This window comes from Halomicronema sp. CCY15110, assembly GCF_016888165.1.
Lineage (GTDB): Bacteria > Cyanobacteriota > Cyanobacteriia > Phormidesmidales > Phormidesmidaceae > Halomicronema.
Map to the genome: position 1 here is coordinate 1 of NZ_JACSWC010000343.1, position 20,902 is coordinate 20,902.

Annotated in this window: 9 protein-coding genes; 8 read left to right on the forward strand and 1 reads right to left on the reverse strand. The window is 48.3% G+C overall.

The features are described 5' to 3' along the window. Window positions 1-111: 111 nt before the first annotated feature. From JUK32_RS16365 to JUK32_RS16400, 8 genes are all read left to right on the forward strand, one after another. Complete coding sequence (locus JUK32_RS16365) at window positions 112-2,610, forward strand: DUF6908 domain-containing protein (protein WP_204139936.1); 2,499 nt, start codon at window positions 112-114, stop codon at window positions 2,608-2,610. Next, on the forward strand, window positions 2,610-2,891 hold the full coding sequence (locus JUK32_RS16370) for a hypothetical protein (protein WP_204139937.1): 282 nt from the start codon (window positions 2,610-2,612) through the stop codon (window positions 2,889-2,891). The genes JUK32_RS16365 and JUK32_RS16370 overlap by 1 nt, the downstream gene beginning before the upstream one ends. A 722-nt stretch (window positions 2,892-3,613) precedes the next feature. Then, the gene (locus JUK32_RS16375) at window positions 3,614-7,288 is read left to right on the forward strand and encodes a tetratricopeptide repeat protein (protein WP_204139938.1); all 3,675 of its coding nucleotides are present in this window, start codon (window positions 3,614-3,616) and stop codon (window positions 7,286-7,288) included. Window positions 7,289-7,369: 81 nt separating this feature from the next. Then, window positions 7,370-11,728 carry a CHAT domain-containing protein gene (locus JUK32_RS16380; RefSeq protein ID WP_204139939.1) on the forward strand — a complete coding sequence of 1,453 codons (4,359 nt, stop codon included), beginning with the start codon at window positions 7,370-7,372 and terminating at the stop codon, window positions 11,726-11,728. Window positions 11,729-11,880: 152 nt separating this feature from the next. Then, window positions 11,881-13,086 (forward strand): tetratricopeptide repeat protein, encoded by a 1,206-nt coding sequence (locus JUK32_RS16385; RefSeq protein ID WP_204139940.1) that lies wholly within the window; start codon window positions 11,881-11,883, stop codon window positions 13,084-13,086. Then, window positions 13,059-14,021, forward strand: coding sequence for a tetratricopeptide repeat protein (locus JUK32_RS16390; RefSeq protein WP_204139941.1), 963 nt, complete (start codon window positions 13,059-13,061; stop codon window positions 14,019-14,021). The genes JUK32_RS16385 and JUK32_RS16390 overlap by 28 nt, the downstream gene beginning before the upstream one ends. A 142-nt stretch (window positions 14,022-14,163) precedes the next feature. Beyond that, window positions 14,164-17,406, forward strand: coding sequence for a CHAT domain-containing protein (locus JUK32_RS16395; RefSeq protein WP_204139942.1), 3,243 nt, complete (start codon window positions 14,164-14,166; stop codon window positions 17,404-17,406). Window positions 17,407-17,502: 96 nt separating this feature from the next. Further along, window positions 17,503-19,908, forward strand: a complete 2,406-nt coding sequence (locus JUK32_RS16400; protein WP_204139943.1) for a tetratricopeptide repeat protein — start codon at window positions 17,503-17,505, stop codon at window positions 19,906-19,908. Here JUK32_RS16400 and JUK32_RS16405 read toward each other — a convergent pair. Then, window positions 19,901-20,830 (reverse strand): ISKra4 family transposase, encoded by a 930-nt coding sequence (locus tag JUK32_RS16405; protein WP_204139944.1) that lies wholly within the window; start codon window positions 20,828-20,830, stop codon window positions 19,901-19,903. The two genes, JUK32_RS16400 and JUK32_RS16405, sit on opposite strands and share 8 nt — an antisense overlap. Window positions 20,831-20,902: the final 72 nt, after the last annotated feature.

Genomic DNA, 20,902 nt, shown 5'->3' on the forward strand with positions numbered 1-20,902 from the left:
TGGATCCAGATGACGAAATCAATAAATCCGCCTCTCTAGTTGTCGTCAGCCGACAGGCTCATTGTCGTCTAATAGGAAGCCGCGTTTTCTTCAGATCGCTTGGAAGAGGTGGTGAGCTACCTCCAGGATGGTCGCCACCAGCGACTAGAGGCCACCACCCACTTAGACCAGGCACGGGAGCTAATGGGCGAGCAGATCCCTGAGTTTGCCTGGTCGGATTCCGTTGAGGACGTGATTGAATCAGCGGGGCTGGCTCCTTCAGTTGATTTGTCGAATCTGGAGGGGGTCCGTGCTCAACTGGAAACGGCCTTCCAGTCCGAGTCGGAGTCCGCGCCCGAGGGCAGTCGGGCGGATGAGCCTAACGACCCGGAGGAACGGGACACGGACGCAGTTCCTAGGGGTGAGGATCAATCTACCCAGCCTGTTTCTGCCTCGGAAGCGGCTCAAACTGGGCAGCAGGCTCCGAGTCCCCCTCCATCTGTTCTCGCAGAGAAAGTGCAGCAGGCAAAGGTACTGGCCGATCAAGGGATGGCCATGACCTTCCAGGTAGACGTAGATCCCCATACTTCCGAATGGGAAACCAGTCTGGCACCGGGAGAGGACGGTTCATCCCAGTTTGATCTGTTTGACCCGGAGGAGATTCGCCTGGAGCAGGGAGCTGTTGAACTGCAAATCGGCATCGATACCAGCGGTGAGGCATTGGAAGAGGTGTGGGTCGAGCTGCCGGATGCTGGCAACCAACTTGAGGCAGCGATCGCTAAGGCCCAACCGCTGGAGAAATCACTCCGCAACCAGCTTCAGAGCCTGACGGCGGGAGAATATTTGCGGCAGGGGCGTGATGCCATTTTGCCGGATCAGTCTGAGTCCGAATCATCTGCCTACCGCCTGGATGAGGTAGGGCCAACAACGATTGGCAGGGAGCGAGCCCGCTTGCTCAACAGCTACAGCGAGGTGGAGAGCACTGCTAGTGAAGCCGGGGTGGAACGAGCCAATGCGATCGCTCAGCGAGATGAGCAGCTCGAAGCCCTGGCGGATGAATACGGTGAAGTGGCGCGGATCTCGTTTACCGATCCCACCGAGCAGGGCTTGGCGATTTCCGCCCAGGATGTACGCTATCCTGGGCAGCCTGATGCAGAAGAAATCACCTCATCTGGGGCTGAACCGGACCCGGCAGCGCAGGTTGAAGAAGTCTTTGACGTGGTTGAGTCGATGGCTCCGCCCGAACAGGCACGGATCGGTGGCTGGAGTGAACAAGTGGGTAAGCCCGAAAAGCATGTCGGCAAGCTTTTGGAAGACTCAGGGCTCGCGGCAGCGGTGATGGCGGATGAGGACTTTTACCTGAAGGTGGAGAATGAGCCCTTCACGCCGCTGAATATCGAACGCCACGGCGAGCAGTTGATGCTCTATCACACCCTGGTGGAGAACGGGGATGCCTTCATTGACTCCGAGATGGTCTTCAATCTGTCCGAAGACGGGGCCTTGAATCTGACGGAAACAGCCGTTCATGGGCCGATGGGAGAATCCCGTGGGTTAGACCGTTCCTATGCTGGGATGTTTGCTAGCAACTTGCGCAAGCAGGGCTTTGCCGAAGCCATTCAGCAACAGATGACCACCGAACCGGAAGCGGAGCCGACGCCCACAGAGCAAGCGCGATCGCCGGTCGTTGAACCCGAGGTGCAAGCTCAGACTCCGGGGTCTAATGTGGCGAGATCGCCGGAGGGTGAATCTTCTCAACCGGCTGCTGAGTCTTCTGATGCATTTGCTGACGTGCTGGGGACGGGCGAAACCGCTGCCATCAATCCACCTCCGATTCAGGAACTGGGAGATGAGCAGCCTACGGGCTCCCCGGACTATCAGGAGACGCTGGCTCGCTTGCGGGGGGTGGTTCAAGACCTACCGCAAGCCCAGCAGGAGAGCTTACTGGCCGCGATCGACCAGGCTGAAGCGCAGATGGAGCAGCCTGCTCAGTCTTCATCAGAGGTGTCAGTATCAGCTGGAGCCTTTATCCAAGCAGCGATCTCGCAGAATGACCCGGAGTTGGATCAGCAACTGGCTGAATCAGAGGAAGGGCAACCAGAATCACCTAGCATTGAGCAATTCCGCGACTGGTATCGAGCCGCTAGAGCCCTGGGTCGTTCTGATAATGAGCTGGCCGATATTGAGGCGATTGGGAAAGCGGCGAAGGCGGGTGAACTCAATGACCTGGCAGAGCTCGATGCACGGCAGATGGAGACTGATCTATCCGCGTTTGGCCATCAGCAAGAACTGGGAACTAGCGTCGTGAACCATGCCCGTCGCTTTCTAGGGAATTTGGAGGCAGCGGGGCTGGTGGAGCGGGATGCCAATGGCGCGATCGAGGCACGGGGCAAGCAATACACCGTCAGGGAGACAACCCAGGGCATTGGCGTGGTCAAAAATGACCAGAGCGCAGGGGTCTTAGCCAATAGTGAAGGCGAGATCACGCAGGTGACTAACCTTACTGAAGCCGATCTCCAGAACTGGGAAATTTCCGCTTCCAGGTCGCCTGATAATCTCAAGACGCTCTATCAATCACGGCAACAGCATGAGGTGAATGCCCCAGCCCAGCCATCATCGGGAGTCGAGTTGTGATGAGTGATTCAACTTTCAAGATCACCCTGGGCGCACTGCTGGTCGTGTACTTCCTGCTGTTTGTTTCAGTACCGGCTACACGCTGGCAGCAAACATTTACCTTCGACTTGGCCGAGATTGTCTGCATGGCCCTGTCACTGGCCTATTTGTACGAGGCTATCCAAGCTCGTCGAGGTGTGGGTCGGGTGCAGTCACGAGTGAAATTCGAGCGAAACTGCATTCTGTATGCGATCGCGGGAATTGCCTTAAAAGTGATCTCCAACTCTTATTTCGTGGCCTAATTGAGATGACTTGAAGCAGTTTGATGGGTTGCTTGAGCGAGAAATTCCGGTACTGTCAGCGGCTGAAATCACCCAGCTGGCGCAGGGAATGGTTGCTCTCGGTCGCCGTGTGCCAGATCTGCTGGAAGCTACGGCACAGGAGCGATCCACAGGCTGAGTATAGCGGTTGTGATAGGCCGCTAGTTTCCCGTACATGTTGGGGATTTGAGAGAGGTCAAGTCTTTGGGTATCCAGATTCAAGCTGGGCTTCTGCATTTACTAAGCTGTGCGCCGCCCCCTACATCCGGTCGCGAATCTTTGGATCAACAGAAACTGCAGGCCACTGATCAACCCAGGCAATTTTGAGGTATTGCCGAGATCAACTTCTGCACAGTCGGTATGAAGAACTGGGATGAGTGCTTCCGTACTTTTACAGAAAATCTCTCGGCCAGAAAAAATGTTAAAAAATAACAAACTACCTTCTAGCTGAGCTTATGCTGAGGTTCAGTTGACAAATAAGTTCAGTATATTCTGATACTTTGTTTCTTTAACAAGTTGTGCTGGAATGCTTTAGTTGCGATCACCTAAGCATCCGTATTCACTCGCATTCAGCCCTCAAATTAACTTATCCAATGGCAAGTCTTTTCAATCAGGTTGGGTGTCGATGGACATATGTACTGGCTTGGACAGGTCTGCTTACAGGTTTGCAAGTCGGCATTTCTAATCCAAGCTTTGCTGTACCTATGCTGGTTTCTCAGCAATCTACTCATGCACCCCAAATATTCACAGGAGAACTTACTCTAAACTCACCAACACTGGAGAGCGATGGCAGTTACTACGAAACTCATACCTTTGCAGGTACCGCTGGCGAATCTCTGACCTTCGAACTTACCAGCGATGACTTTGACGCTTACTTGATACTTTTGAATCCTGTGGGAGAAAGGATTGCCCAAGATGATGATGGGGCAGGAGGCACCAACGCCCGCATTACTCTGACTCTTCCTGTTAATGGAACTTATACTTTCATCGTAAAAAGCTATGAGCCGAGTGAAACTGGAGCTTATCGTTTTGAGGTTCGGGCTTCGACTGTATCTGAAGAAGCCACAGCACGAGCAGCTCAGCTTGAGCTGCAAATTAGCGACTTATACCAGTCAGGAAGTTATTCGTCAATTATTCCTCTTGCGGAGGAAGTCCTCGCAATTTTTGAACAAGAACTGGGGCCGGAGCATCCCGATACAGCTCGGAGTCTAAATAATTTAGCCTTTTTTTATAAATTAACAGGACATTATCAAGAGGCAGAACCTCTTTATTTACGTGCTCTGGCGGTTTATGAACAACAGCTGGGTTCAAGTCATCCATTGACTGCCACTAGTTTAAGTAATCTAGCTTCCTTGTATAGTTCGATGGGAGGATACGGAGAGGCTGAACCTCTATACAGGCGAGCTCTAGAAATCAGAGAACAGCAGCTAGGAGAAAATCATCCCGATACGGCGAGTAGTTTGAACGGTTTGGCCTCAGTATATAGCTCAATAGGACGCTATGAGGAGGCGGAATCTCTACACAGGCGAGCTCTGGAAATCAGAGAACAGCAGCTAGGAGAAAATCATCCCGATACGGCTACTAGTCTGAATAATCTAGCTTCCTTATACAGTTCAGTGGGGCAATACAGAGAGGCTGAACCTCTATACAGGCGGGCTCTGGAAATCAGAGAACAGCAATTAGGAGAAAATCATCCCGATACGGCTGCTAGTCTGAATAATCTAGCTGGCTCATTAGAGTTCATGGGGCGATACAAAGAAGCTGAGTCCCTCTATACTCGCGCTCTTGCGGTTAGTGAACAGCAATTAGGGGAAAACCATCCGGATACAGCTTCTATTTTGAATAATTTAGCCTCAATATACGAATCAACCAGCCGTTACGAAGAGGCAGAAGCTTTTTACCAAAGATCTTTATCAATTTATGAACAAAGGCTAGGAGCAGACCATCCTACAACTGCTCTAGGCTTAAACAATCTAGCCGGTTTGTATGAGTCTATAGGACGCTATGAGGAAGCAGTCCTTCTTTATAAACGTTCGTTATCGATTTATGAACAGCAGCTAGGCGAACGACATCCTGATACAGCGTCTAGTTTGAACAATCTGGCTGCGCTATATGAGACAATAAATCGCTACGAGGAGGCAGAACCTCTATACCAGCGTGCTCGAATAATAAGAGAACAGCAATTAGGCGCAAATCATCCCGATACAGCGTCTAGTTTGAACAACTTAGCCGGACTGTACATATCAATGAGGCGTTATGGAGAGGTAGAACCTCTCCTCCAGCAATCCTTAGCGATTCGAGAACAATATTTAGGGCCTAACCATCCCGAAACAGCTAGTAGTTTGAGTAGCTTAGCCGGTTTTTACCTATCAACAGGACGCTACGAAGAAGCTGAGCCTCTTTTTCAGCAAGCATTGACAATAAGGGAGCAACAATTAGGAGCGGATCACTCCGATACGGCAATCAGTTTGAATAACTTGGCCGGGTTATATCAATCAATGGGTCGCTATGAACAGGCCGAACTTCTTTATCAGCGTGCTTTGAAAATTTGGGAGCAGAATGAAGATAGTGATTATTTAGTTGCTCGTGGTTTGAACAATCTCGCTGGGGTATATCGGGCAACTAGCCGCTATGAGACTGCAGCCTCTTTTTATCAGCAAGCCCTAGCAATTCGAGAGCAACTAGGAGTAGATCACCAAGATACTGCTAACATTCTTAGCAATTTGGCACGACTATACTATACCCAAGGTCAGTTTCAATTAGCCTTAAACAATTTAAGCCGAGGGCTTTATATAGAAGAAACGGTTTTAAGCCGCAATCTATTAGGCGGTTCAGATAAAGATAAACGTGAGTATCTAACTACTTTTTCCCCTAGAACTAGTCTGGCTATTAGTCTTCATCTCAATGAACTTTCTAGCGATGAAGCTGCCGCAAAATTGGCTATTACTGCACTATTACAGCGAAAGGGACGTATCGTTGACCTATTCACCAATTTGCGTTCTCAATTTGTAAATAAACCTGATTTGTTAGCACTGCTGGATGATTTGAGCTCTGTTAGTTCTCAGCTGGCCACTCTCACTTACTTGCCACCAAAAGATCGGAATATAGCTACCTACCAAGCCAATTTGCAGACTTTGCAAGAGCGTTACAACGACTTAGAAGACGAACTTAGTCGTTACAGTTCAGAATTTTCAGAACTGACATCATCGCCTACCCTTGAGGATATCCAGTCTGCGTTACCTCCAAATACTGCTTTAGTAGAATTCATGCGCTACCGCCCTTTTGATCCTAATACTGAAAGAGATAGTTTTGGGCCTTATCATTATGCAGTTTATCTTTTAAGCGCAGATGGAAACATTCAAGGTATGGACTTAGGGCCTGCTGAGAGAATCGATATGGCAGTGAGTGCTTTATCAATAAGCTTGGCTTCATCAAACACGCCTCTAAGTCAAGTTAGAGAAGATGCTCAGGCCTTGGAAAGGTTGGTGATGGCTCCTTTAAGAGAGACTTTAGGGGAACAAAAGATTATCTTTCTTTCTCCTGATGGGGCTCTCAACCTGGTTCCCTTTGAAGCTCTCGTTGATGAGTCTGGGGACTACCTAATTACAAAGTATCAGTTTCGATATCTCACATCAGGCCGTGACCTGATGCGAATAAATAAACCTTTTGCTGGCAATAATTTCGCTCTGCTGATAGGGAATCCCACTTATGGCCGTCCAGGAGAAGAAGTAGCTGAAGCGGACTCTTTCCGCTCTATTGACCTTGAAAACCTTGTCTTTCCAGCACTTCCAGGTACTCAGACTGAGGTGAACCTGATCGCTTTGCAACTAGATGACGTTGAGGTTTACACTCGAACCAACGCTACTGAAGCAATTATCAAACAACGATCCCAGCCTAATATTCTGCACATTGCAACCCATGGTTTCTTCAAACCCATTGAGGATGCTTTAAATCCCCTATTGCAATCAGGTCTGATTCTGGCTGGGGCTGCTTCAGTCGGTCAAAGTGGTCCTAACCAAGACGGCATCCTGACTGCCTTAGAAGTCACTGGGATGAATCTGAGCGGCACTCAGTTGGTTGTACTGTCGGCCTGTGAAACGGGGTTAGGAGAATTAACGGCAGGTGAGGGCGTTTACGGCCTACGGCGAGCCTTTGTCTTAGCGGGTTCTCAGACCCAGGTTATCAGCCTCTGGAAAGTGGACGATTCAGCCACCCAAGAATTGATGGTGAACTACTACGATCGCCTACTTTCCGGCTCTCCCCGCGATGCTGCCCTACGCGAAACCCAACTGGCGTTACTGGAAAGCGAAGAATATAGTCACCCTTACTACTGGGCTGCTTTTGTTGGTTCTGGCGACTGGCGTCCCTTACAACAATGATAAACGTTTACCCTTTTCTTCAATAATGTGTAATTCAGAAGTATTCAAAACCAATTTGTATTACTCAATTCACCTTTAACTATGCACTTCTCTCATCGTCTGATCTGGAACAAATATCATCAAATTTTCATACTGAGCAGTCTTTGCGCAGCTTTGACGGGTAGCAATAGCGTTGCCGGGATTTCTAAACCCAGTGTCATTGCCCAACAATCTGATCAGATGTCTCAAACTGTTACCGAAAGGCTAGATGAGCCGTCACCTTCGCTAAGAAATGGTGATTTCCATGCTTCACCTGCTCTCTATAGAACAGTTGAAGCCATCAGTATTTATCAACCCAACGTGTACGTAGCTAGTACTACTGAGCAGTCTCTAGAAGAAGCAGACCGGCTTGACCAGCAGGTTGTGGAGCTGTTTCAGGCAGGGAACTACGAGGAAGCAATTCCTCTAGCTGAACAGGCATATTCACTTCGCGAGCAACATTCTGGTCCAAATCATCCGAATACTGCGACAGCTCTTAATACCTTGGCACTTTTGTATCGTGTAACGGGGCAGTACGAGGAAGCTGAGTCTTATTATCAAAGAGCCCTATCTATTCGAGAGGAACAGTTAGGCTCAGAAGACATTAGTACAGCAGAAATCCTTAACCAATTGGGTATTTTGTACCGCCTGAGAGGGCAATATGAGGAAGCTGAGTCTTATTATCAAAGAGCCCTATCTATTCGAGAGGAACAGTTAGGCTCAGAAGACGTTAGTACAGCAGAAACTTTAAACAACCTAGCACTGCTTTATGACTATCAGGGTAAATATACGGAGGCCGAAGCTTACTATCAAAGGGCTTTGGCAGTTAGAGAACAACAATTAGGAGAGCATCCTGATACTGCGCAAACCTTAAACAATTTGGCTTCACTATATAAAACTTTGGAGCGGTATGAAGAGTCAGAGCGGCTTTATCAGCGCGCACTGATCATTTGGGAACAGCAGTCAGGGCCAAGTCATCCAGATACTGCTGTAGCTTTAAACAATCTTGCTGCACTTTATGGTTCTATAAACCGATATGAAGATGCTGAGATTTATTTTCAGCGGGCTCTCAATATTTTTGAACAGAGGTTGGGACCTAACCATCCCGACGTTGCCAATTCAGTCAACGGCTTAGCAGATGTTCTAAAGCGGCAGGGTCGCTATTCAGAAGCTGAGCTACTCTATCAACGCGCTTTAACCATTCGAGAGCAACAGTTAGGACCAGAGCATCCCACTACTGCTAATGCCCTAAGCGATTTAGCTGGATTGTACGTAGAAATAAGCCGCTATGTGGAAGCCGAGCCACTCTATCAACAAGCCCTATCGATTAGGGAGCGATCGCTCAATTCTTACCATCCCGATATTGTTAGTAGCCTCAATAACTTGGCCGGACTCTACCACTCTCAAGGACGATACTCAGAAGCCGAACCCCTCTATCAAAGCGCTTTGGCAATTCGAGAAGAAACGCTAGGGCCTGATCATCTCGATACTGCTGATATTCTCAACGATCTGGCAGATCTGTACTATTCTCAGGGGCGTTATTCGGAAGCGGCCCCCCTCTACCAACGTGCCTTGTCAATTCGAGAGGGAGCTTTGGGCAGAGAACATTCCGATACTGTTAATACCCTTAACGATTTAGCTTTACTGTACGAATCGCAACGCTTGTACGGGGAGGCTGAGAAACTCTACCAGCAAGCTCTAACAATCCGTGAGGAAAGCCTAGGGGTAAATCACCCTGACATCGCCAGTAGCCTAAATGATTTGGCTGGACTTTATCAGTCGCAGAGGCGATTTAGAGAGGCTGAAGCACTCTATATCCGTTCTCTAGCAATTCGTGAGGAAACTTTAGGCTCAGAGCATCGTAATACTGCTCAAAGCTTTAATAATTTGGCATTTCTATATAGCTCAGAGGGTAGATATGACGAGGCAGAACCACTCTTTCGACGTGCTTTAGCAATTGTTGAAAAAACCTTAGGTCCTGATCATTATCTCATCGCTATTAGTCTTCATAATTTGGGTAAGTTTTATGAAATACAGGGACGTTATGAAGAGGCGGAACCCCTTTTTGAACGGGCTTTGGCTATCCGAGAAAAGGTTTTGGGCTCAGCGCATCCTGACACCGCCATTAGCGTGAGTGACCTTGGCCTGCTGTACGTATATCAAGGGCGCTATGGAGAGGCTGAGCCGCTCTTGAAGCGTGCTCGGGCAATTGTTGAGCAGGTCTTAGGCTCAGAACATCCTGATAATGCTAGTCATTTGAACAATTTAGCCTTGCTATATCGAATTCAAGGGCGCTATGAAGAGGCGGAACCCCTCTTGCAACGCGCTTTAGCGATTTCTGAACAGTCTTTGGACCCAGAAAGTCCGAAAGTCGCTACGAGATTGAACAATCTAGCCTTGGTATATCGTGCTCAAGGGCGTTACGAAGAGGCGGAACCCCTCTTGCAACGCGCTCTAACGATCCAAAGGAAAGTTTTCGGTTCAGAACATCCCGATATTACTAGTAGCCTTAACAATTTGGCACTGTTGTACATTCCTCAGGGCCGATATGAGGAAGCGGAAACTCTTTTCATACAAGCTTTAGACATTCTTGAAGAAGCTTTTGGTCCGGAGCATCCTGACACAGCCACTTATATGGATAACTTGGCTGGAGTATATGAGCTGCTATGGAGATATGAAGAAGCAGAGCAGCTCTCTCAGCGAGCACTGGAAATTAGAGAACAAATTCTTGGACCTGACCATCCTAATACAGCCAACTCTCTCACTAATCTAGCCGCACTGTCCTATATTCAGGGACAGCTACAATCGACTTTGACCTTTCTGAGTCGAGGTCTAGCAGTTGAAGAGACGGTTTTGAGTCGTAACTTGGTAGGGGGCTCTGATGCCAACAAGCGCGATTATCTCGCCACCATGACAGGTACAGTTAATCTAGCGATTAGTCTCCACCTCAACGATTCTTCCTTCAACGAAACGGCAGCCCAACTTGCGTTCTCTACAGTGCTGCAACGCAAAGGCAGAGTATTGGATTTGTTCACTAATCTAAGAGCTCAATTGGCGAACAATCCAGACGCCCTAGAATTACTAAATGACTTTGAAGTCGTCAGCACCCAATTGGCGAATCTTAACTTTAGCTCTAATGAGATACCGCCAGAGGCTTACCAAAATCAACTCAGCACGCTGAACCAGCGAGTCCAAAATTTAGAAGATCAGCTAAGCCGCCGCAGTGCAGATTTTGCCAGTCTGACACGGTCCCCTAGTCTGGCAGACGTCAAATCAGCAATGCCAAATGGTACCGCACTTGTGGAGTTTATCCGCTATCGACCGTTTGATCCCAATGCCTCACCTGGAGAGCGCCTTGGGGATGCTCGCTATGCGGCTTACATCCTAAAAGCTGACGGAACTATTCAAGGTTTAGATCTAGGGACTGCCGAGGCGATTGATCAGGCAGTGGGAACACTTTCCGCTGCCTTAGCCTCACCCCATACACCTCCTAAGCAAGTTGAAGTAGAAGCCAAAGCGCTGGAAACTTTGGTGATGGCTCCGGTACGAGAAGTTTTAGGGGAAACGACTACTGTCTTTCTTTCCCCTGATGGTGCCCTCAACCTAATTCCCTTTGAGGCTCTAGTGGATGAGTCTGGAAACTATTTGGTGGAGAATTATCAGTTCCGCTATCTCACCTCGGGCCGTGACTTGATGCGTTTGAACACAACTAATGCGAGTCGAAATCCTGCCCTGTTGATAGGCAACCCCGCCTATGGTCTTCCTGGTGAACTGGTGGCTCAAGCTGATACACGGGCTATTGACTTTGAGAACCGCATCTTTCCGACTCTACCGGGTACCCAGGTGGAGGTCGATCTGATTGCGCCAAAACTTCCAGGTGCTCAGGTTTACACTCAAACCAACGCTACCGAAGCGTTGATTAAACAGCAGGTACAGCCCGGCATTCTGCACATTGCTACCCATGGCTTCTTTGAACCAGTTGAGGATACCCTCAACCCTTTGCTGCAATCTGGATTGATTCTGGCCGGTGCCGCTGCCGGAGGCCAGAGCGGACCTGAGCAAGATGGTATTCTCACAGCTCTGGAGGTTACGGGCATGAATCTGAGTGGCACCCAACTCGTAGTGCTTTCCGCTTGTCAAACTGGTTTAGGAGAGCTTGCAGCAGGTGAAGGCATCTACGGATTACGCCGAGCGTTTGTCCTGGCTGGTTCTCAAAGCCAGGTAATCAGCCTCTGGAAGGTTGATGATGTAGCCACCCAAGAATTGATGGTGAACTACTACGATCTCCTCCTCTCTGCTACGCCCCGCGATGCTGCCCTGCGAGAAACCCAATTAGCCTTCCTGGAAAGCGAAGAATATAGCCATCCCTATTACTGGGCTGCCTTCATCGGCTCTGGTGATTGGCGACCTTTACAGCAATAGCTGAGTGCTGCATTCCCACCTCTGACATAGGATTATTTTATTGCTTGTTGCTTTGATCCATGACCGTCCCATCCCTTGGAGCAGCCCTTACAGCTTATCGAGATGCACTGTTTCCCGTTCTCCAAAAGAAGAGCCTTGGGGCAGGACATGTTTTGGAAATCTTGGATGCGCGAGACCGACTTTACGCTGCCCTTGCGCAGTCACCTTCCCCTGGAACTTACTTACTGCAGGAAATTCATATCCTTGATCGCCAACTCAAAGAACACGCTGGAACGCTCGTTGCTCAAATTGACTTTGCGGCTTATCGCGAGAGCTTTCCAAAATTACCCGAGCAGTGGTGGTGGTTTTTGGATGATGCAGTCAAGGCTCCCAAGGAACATCCTGCTGACTGGGTCTTTAAGGGAGCGACCACACTAGCTTGGGCCATCAGCATTGGACTTTTGGTGAATATCAGCGGTCGGTTTCTATTGGGTGGAGCGGGCGTAGCAGGATTGTCCGCGATCGCCCTCTCTAACCTGCTGACCCTGCTGAAAGCCCGCAGTGATCTGACCGACGCGGGGAATGAAGGTGTCCACCTCCTGTTTGAACGCTTTGAACTATCGAATCCACAGCGGCTTCGCTTTCGCTTTGGCACCACGGCGTTACTAGCAGGAGCGCTATTTGTCTTCTGGCTCACGTTGCCAACCATTGCCAGACGTTACAACGCACGAGGAGTGGCGCTTCATGATGCAGGGAAGCTGGGCTCTGCTGAGCAAAACTACGAACGTGCTATCTCCCTGGACCCAGACAACTTAGACGCCCACTACAACCTCGGCAATCTTTACGAAGATATTCAAGAATTAGACAAAGCGGAAACCCAATATCTTATTGCTGCGCGCGGTGATTTTCCAGAGGCCTATAACAATCTGGCTCGTTTATATCTGCAATCGCCCGAAAACGACGTGAATAAATCTCTAGCACTGTTGAGCCAGGGATTTAAATTAATCGAGGATGGTGACCAGGAAGTTTTTCCAGAAACTGAATTCAGTCTCTATAAAAACTTGGGCTGGGCGTTGCTGCGACAGGAAGAGTATACATTTGCCATATCAGCCTTGGAGGAGGCCATCTCCATTTATGAACAAACGCCAGCTCCTGAGCAAGAGTTTATTGAAAATCCTGGTTCTGCCTACTGTTTGGTTGCTCAAGCCCGAGAGGCCGCTGGGCAGCCAGACACATTATCTGCCTGGCAACGGTGTTGCCAGTTAGGCGATCGCAGCGTTCCGGAGGAGAATGCTTGGCTAACGATGGCTCGTGAACGATTTGATGCTGAAGGACTCAATTACGAACAGGTATGTCAAACCAACGCTTTACCGCTCTAATTCAAGCACTTATCCTGACCTTAGGCACGGTAGTGGCAATCACGCAACCAGTGCAGGGTCATACTGGCAGTCAACCTCCTGCCGGGGCTGGAGAACATCTTCAGGCCAATATTTTGGACTTCATTTTTCCAAACCGGAAAAAGCGCACTCGCGGATCGAGAAGGTCAACTCGTCCGGTCCTCTATGTTGGGCTACCCTATGTCCTGAGTCCGCGTAACACTGCTGTATTCGACACAGAGGCGCTAACGCTGCAATGGCAGCCGATTGAAGGAGCAACGTCGTACACGGTCGAGATTAATGGCAACGGTATTGACTGGCAAGAGGAAGTGACGGGAACTGAGGCAACCTTCGATGAGCTAGAGTCCTTAGTGCCAAACCGTCGTTACACCATTGTCGTCATGACTGATAGTGGTATTTCATCCGAGTCAGACAATGTTGGTTTTCAGTTGCTGCCTGAAACTGAGCGCGATCGCGTTAATGCACAGATAGACACTATTAAGTCAGCACAGTGGGATGCTGACGAAGAAGCCCTGGAGATCGCTCTCCAATATCTTAACTTTGAACACAGCGACTCTGGTTGGAGAAGCTACGCCCTCAATCAAGCCGCGATTGATGTGTTGGAAATTAGAATCCAAGCGGGTACGGAAGACAGCCGAGTTTACTTATTGCAGGCCGATACTTACCTGAGAATCGGGTTACCTCTTTTAGCCCGAGAACGCTACGAAAAAGCATTGACCTATGCTGAAGCAGCGGGGCAGCTAGAACTACAGGCTGAGAGCTACTGGGGATTAGGAGATGTTGCGCAAGGGCAGACGGAGTATGAAGATGCCCTTGCGCATTTACAAATGTCACAGGCGTTCTATGAAGATTTGAGCGACCATGAGATGGCTGAAGCGTTACAGATTCAAATTGAGAAGCTACCAATAGCTCAATAATTTGCTTTGTAGTCGAGATGACATAACCCATGCGAGCGTTAGATTTTGTCTCTCAACCGCAGCCTGCATTAATTTGCTTAATCTATCAGAAGCAAGCTGAGCGACTATTTATTGACAGAAGTAATTTAGTGGTTTCTCTATCATGGTCACAAATCATTCATTTCGACAAATTTTCACAGCGATGGGGATATGTATAACACTTATAGGAAGCGCTAGCCTACCCTCTAGGGCTGAGCTTGATATTGTTGCTCAGCAATCCGCCCGTACACCTGAAACAGTAACAGGGCAAATTGACGTTGGCCCTCAAGGATTCGACGGAGATAATCCCATTCAAATACACTCTTTTGAAGGTAAGGAAGGCGAAGGCATCCGGATTGATTTGATCAGTGAAGACTTTGACACTTACCTACTTTTAATTGGGCCAGATGGCAGGCCTATTGCTCAAAACGATGATGTTGATGGAGAGAATACTAATTCTCGCTTAGCTGTAGAACTGCCAGCAGATGGAACTTATCAAATTTTCGTGACAGCTTATACTTTTGGACAGTCTGGGGAATACATCCTCACATGGACAACGGCCACTGCATTAGAGATATCACAATTTCAAGCATCTCAAGCCGAAGATCCAAATCAACAATATCTCGATTTTCTCGAACAGATGGCAGATCTTGTTTATGGAGGAGGTGATCCTCAAACTATTTTACTATTGGAAGAGAACCTGGAGATCATAAGATCAAGTTTAGGAGAAAATCACCCTGGCGTATTTTTTATCCTTAAGGCTTTAGCTGATGTATATGTTAGACAGGCTCGTTATAAAGAAGGGGAACTTCTTCTCCTAGATATTTTAGAAGCGTTTCAAGAAGATCCGGAAGGAACATATTCTTCTATCTCAGAGTTTAGTTCTTCTTTTTCTGAACAAACAGGAAGGTTTTACTCTCCTTTATTTAGCACATATGAAGGTTTAGTAACAGTTTATGTTTCTCAAGGCCTCTACAGGGAGGCTGAACTCCTGCTTAAGGAGAATCTAGAACTTCTTCGAAATAGTATAGGAGAAAATCATCCAGCTTTTGCCCTCCCATTAAGTGCACTAGCAGTGCTTTATCAGGTTCAAGGCCGTTATGCAGAAGCTGAACCTCTTCACTTAAAAGCTTTGGCTATTCTTCAAGAAGAAGCAAGTGGGCTTTATAATGAGCTTTATAAGGAGACTTTGATACTTAACAATCTTGCATACCTCTACCAAGTTCAAGGTCGCTATAGAGAAGCTGAGTCTACTCATCTAAACGCTTTAGAAATCGCACGAGATCTGGTAGGGGAAAATCGCTTTGCTTCCGCAGCTAGTCTCAATGGTTTGATGTCGACTTATTATGCTTTGAATTCATATGAAGAAGCCGAATTTTATGGTCTTCAGTATTTAGAAGTCGTTCAAGAATTGCTAGGAGAAAATCATCCTCTGGTTGCACTAGGCTTCAGTAACTTGGCAGCTGTATACCAATGGCAAGGACGCTATAAAGATGCCGAATCTCTTTTGCTAAAAGCTTTAGAAATCACTCAAAGAACCTCGGGAGAACAACATCCTAATGCGGCTTTAATTGCAAATAACTTAGCAGAGACATATGTAGATCAAGGCCGTTATGAGGAGGCCAAGAACTTACACTCACAAGCTCTGAAAATAATGCAAGACCAGTTTGGAGTTAACCATCCCAATGTAGCCAACAGCCTCATCAATTTAGCAGTAATAAATTGGTCTGAGGATCAGTTTGTTACTGCCCTTGACCTTTTAGGTCAAGGCTTAGCCTCAGAAGAATTTGTCGTTACCCAAAACTTGGTTGGTGGCTCTGATGCCAATAAGCAAGATTACTTGGCTACGATCACAGGAACCACAAATTTTGCTGTCAGCCTTCATCTTAATGATTTGCCTACCTCTACAGAGTCGGCACAACTGGCTTTAAACACCGTATTGCGACGTAAAGGTCGCATTCTTGACCAGTTCACTAACCTGCGAGTCCAGCTCGGCGATGACCCTCAAACGCTTGCACTGTTTGATGATCTACGTACTGCCAGCAATCAACTATCAAATCTCGTCTACAATCCACAACCTGAGCTATCTACTGAAGCCTATCAACAGCAACTCAACATGCTCCAAGAGCGTGTTGGTAGATTAGAAGATCAACTCAGCCGACGCAGTAGCACGTTTGTTGACTTCACCGCCTCCCCAAATTTTGCAGAGATTCAAGCGAAACTGCCTGATGACACAGCTTTAGTCGAGTTCATTCGCTACCAACCAGTCAACCTTCAAGTTTCTCGACAGGAACGATTTGGAAATGCTCGCTATGCAGCTTACATACTGCAAGCTGATGGCAGCATCGATGGCATTGATCTCGGACCAGCTGCAGATATCAATGCTGCTGTATTTGCTTTATCACAAAGCTTGGCTTCTCCCGACAACCCTCCATTTCAGGTTAAAGAAGATGCTCAGGCCCTTGAGAACCTGGTTATGTCTCCAATACGGGCCGTCTTAGGAGGAACTACTACGGTCTTTATCTCTCCTGACGGAGCCCTCAACCTACTTCCCTTTGAAGCTTTGGTGGATGATTCGGGTAATTATCTCGTAGAGACGCATCAGTTTCGTTATCTCACCTCCGGTCGTGACTTGATGCGTCTGGATAGTCTCGCTGCCAGCAATGCTCCAGCGGTGCTAGTGGGCAATCCTACATACGGGCAGACTACACAGAATAGTAATTGGGCTCCCGGTGATGTCAGAGATCGTATCTACCCAACCTTGCCTGAAACTCAAACAGAAGTGGATCTAATTGCCGAGAAGTTGAATCAGTCAGAGCTAAGAGTAGCTGGAGTTTACACCCAAACTGATGCTACTGAATCAGTTGTTAAGCAGCAGAATCGCCCAAGTATTTTGCATATTGCCACTCATGGGGTGTTTGAGACCAACCAAGAGACCATCAATCCCTTGTTAAAGTCGGGACTAGCATTAGCCGGAATTGCTGCAGGGGAAAGTGGCCCTGGTCAAAACGGTTATTTGACTGCCCTGGAGATAACAGGTATGGATTTAAAGGGTACGCAGTTGGTGGTACTCTCTGCCTGTGAAACGGGGCTCGGAGAATTGGTTGCAAGTGAAGGAGTTTACGGTCTGCGGCGATCTCTAGTACTAGCAGGTACTCAAAGTCAAGTCATTAGTCTCTGGAAGGTGGAAGACACTGCTACCCAAAAGCTGATGATGGACTACTATGATCGCCTCCTCTCCGGCACTCCTCGTGACGCAGCTTTGAGGGAAACACAGCTAGCATTACTGAACAGCGAAGAATACAGCCATCCCTACTACTGGGCTGCCTTCATCGGCTCTGGCGACTGGCGTCCCTTACAGCAATGATTGTGAAGTATTGTCTCTGTTGATGAGACTCTATCTTGGAACACAACTTGTAAAACTTATTGACTCAGCTCTGTAATTTTATTCTTGCGGTGTCTTATGGCGAATATTCAGCGTTTTCATCAAAGCAAATGGCACCGTGCTCTATTAATTGCCGGAATTTCCGCAGCAATCTTTGGTGGCATCGTCCCGATAAAAGAAACCTGGCTAATGGCCTTGGCACAATCTGCTGCCCGTACACCGCAGATAATCACAGGAGAGCTTACTCCCAATTCGCCACCACTAAAAGATGGCAGCTACCACGAGATTCATACCTTTGAAGGCACTGCTGGCGAAATCCTAACCTTTGACCTGACCAGTAATGACTTTAATGCGTTCCTTACTTTACAGAATCCCTTAGGAGAGAGCATCGCTCACGATAATGATGGAGTTATAGAAACGAATGCTCGTATCACAGTGAAGTTGTCAGTTACTGGAACTTATACCTTGCTCGTGAACAGCAATGCTGTTAGGGAAACGGGCAGCTATCGTCTAGAAATACGAACGGCAACAGAGGCCGAGCAATCTTTAGCGCACGCTAACGAACTTAACCAGCAGGCTTTCGAGCTGCATCAGGCTGCTCAATATGCAGAGGCAATCTCATTGATTGAGGAAGCATTGGTGATTCAAGAGCAAGTTTTAGAACCTGGACATCCCGATATCGCCATCAGCCTCAATAATCTAGGCTATCTATATTGGATCCAAGAGCGTTATGAGGAGGCCGAATCCTTCCATCGACAAGCTTTAGTAATTCGTGAAGCGGTCTTTGGTTCAGATCATCCCGATACCGCTCAAAGCCTAAATCATCTGGCTTTGCTGTACGAGGACCAGGGATACTATGGAAAGGCCGAAGCTTTCTATTTGCGGGCTCTGGCGATATATGAGGAAGCCTTGCCAGGGCATCCCTTAACCGCTACTAGCCTCAATAATCTAGCCTCGTTGTATGACACAGTGGGGCGTTATAAGGAGGCCGAACCCCTCTATCTGCAAGTCCTGGCAATTCGCGAGGAGGTTCTAGGGCCAAATGATCCCGACACCGCCGCTAGCCTCAATAATCTAGCCTCGTTGTATGACACAGTGGGGCGCTATGAGGAGGCTGAAACCCTCTTTCAGCGGGTATTAGAGATAGACGAGGAAATCTTTGGTCAAGATCACCCTGATACTGCTATTACTCTCAGTAATTTAGCTAAGCTGTACTACACAATGGGGCGCTATGGGGAGGCCGAACCTCTTTATCAGCAAGCTCTGAATATTCATACCGAAAGCCTAGGTTCAGAGCATCCTACTACTGCTATCACCCTAAATAATCTGGCTACGCTCTACCTCTCAATGGGACGCTACGGGGAGGCTGAAATCCTTTTTCAGCGGGTCTTAGAGATTGAGAAAGCAACCTTGGGTCTAGACCATCACTCGACTGCTATCACCCTAAACAATCTGGCCTCGTTGTATGATTTAGTAGGGCGCTATGAGGAAGCTGAAACCCTCTTCCAGCAAGCCTTAGCAATTACTGAGGCTTCTCTAGGTTCCGCTCACCCCGCTACCGCTATCCGTCTCAACAATTTAGCAAATTTATACATTACGATGAATCGCTACGAGGAGGCAGAACCTCTCTTATATGAAGCTCAAGTGATTACTGAAGCTTCCTTTGGTTCCGCTCACCCCGCTACCGCTACCCGTCTCAATAATTTAGCACAGCTATATATCTCTACTAAGCGCTATGGAGAAGCTGAAACCCTCTTGCAGCAGGCCTTAGCAATTGATGAGTCGATATTAGGTTTAGAGCATCCCAACAGCGCTCTCAGTCTTTCTAGTTTGGCTTTACTCAACCATACTCAAGGTCAATTACAACAGACGCTAATTAGCCTAAGTCAGAGTCTAGCAGTTGAGGAAGTGGTTCTCAGTCGTAACTTAGTGGGGGGAACCGATGCTGACAAACGTGATTATTTGTCCACTGTTGCAGGTTCAATGGATTGGGCGATTAGCTTGCATCTTAAAGATTTGCCAACAGATTCAGCAGCAGCCCAACTGGCCTTTTCAACCGTTCTCCAGCGCAAAGGCCGAGTGTTAGATTTGTTCACCAACTTGCGGGCACAACTAGCAAACAATCCAGAAGACTTAAAGCAATTGAATGAACTTAGTGCAACCCTTATTCAACTTGACAACCTAACTTCTAATCCTCCTACTGAGTTATCTTCAGAGACATACCAGACACAACTCAGCGCTTTACAAAAACAAATCCAAGATTTAGAAGATAAGCTCAGCCGCCGGAGTGAGGACTTTGCTAATTTGACATCGTCTCCTAGTCTGGCAGAAATTCAGGCTCTACTCCCTACCAACACAGCTTTGGTAGAGTTCATACGCTATCGGCCTTATAGTCCCACTGGTTCCCAACGAGAGCGATTTGGAGAGTATCGTTATGCCGCTTATGTCTTGAAAGCTGACGGGAGCACGTCACTTTCTACGTAGAAAAAAACTGGTCAGGAGAGAGGTCGTCATTCAGATAAGCGCAACGGTGAGCCAAAACTTGTGGAACCCGTTCTGCTTCCCAGGAAGCCCCGGCGAGCTTGGTGCGCTGGTTAATCTGCTTCACCAAAGATTCCACATCTCCCGAACCAATTGTCCAGCCTTCTTCCTGGTAGTAACGATAGTTAGGGATGCGGTCAGTATGCCGCTCTAGATAGCCGCAGAAGCGACGGGTCGCTTCTGACTCAGTGGCTGCCAATGTCTGAATCGCCGCGTCGACGTTTCCTTCCCACAGGAAGCTGCGCACCGTATCAAGGACTTGAGTGGTCGCTGGCACTTGATGTAAGTTCTCCATCAAATGAAACCAATCGAGAATCTCATGACGTTGGCCGTCGCTGCCAATCTGTGCATAGAGCCCCCAAACCCCGTCATGGCCATCGCCCAAGCAATCAACGACGGCCGCCAAGGGTAATTGGTTAGCCCAGGCCACCAAGCTCGGGTTGTCCTTGAACCAAGCCATCCCTTGATTGACCTCGCCTAAATTCAAGGCTTTATATTCTCGCCACTCAGAGGCTTGGCCCTTGGGGGTGCGTAAGCGGATCATGCCGCCGTCTAGACTCATCTGCTCAATGGGCGCGACTGGCTCCGGGGCCGCAAAGGACTGCCGATGCACTAAGCGTTCTTGTGTTTTGGCACTCACGCGCCGACCGGTCTGCAACTCCACTTCGGCTTGAGCTTTTTGATAGGACAAGATGGCGCTTTGGCGCAAACAGCACAGTTCTAAATGAGGACTGAGACGGCTGTAAGCACTGACACCGAGCTGCTCCGCTTGCGTGCTCGTCAACGTCAAAGTGCCTAGAATGCTATTTAACTGTCGGGGGTATCCGTCTTGGGGGTTCGTGACGGCTTGGCAAAAAACTCCTATTAAATGTCAAGTACATAGGCGTGTCGCGACAACTACATAGGCGGATGAGTCGTCGGCAAAGCGCGATCGGCA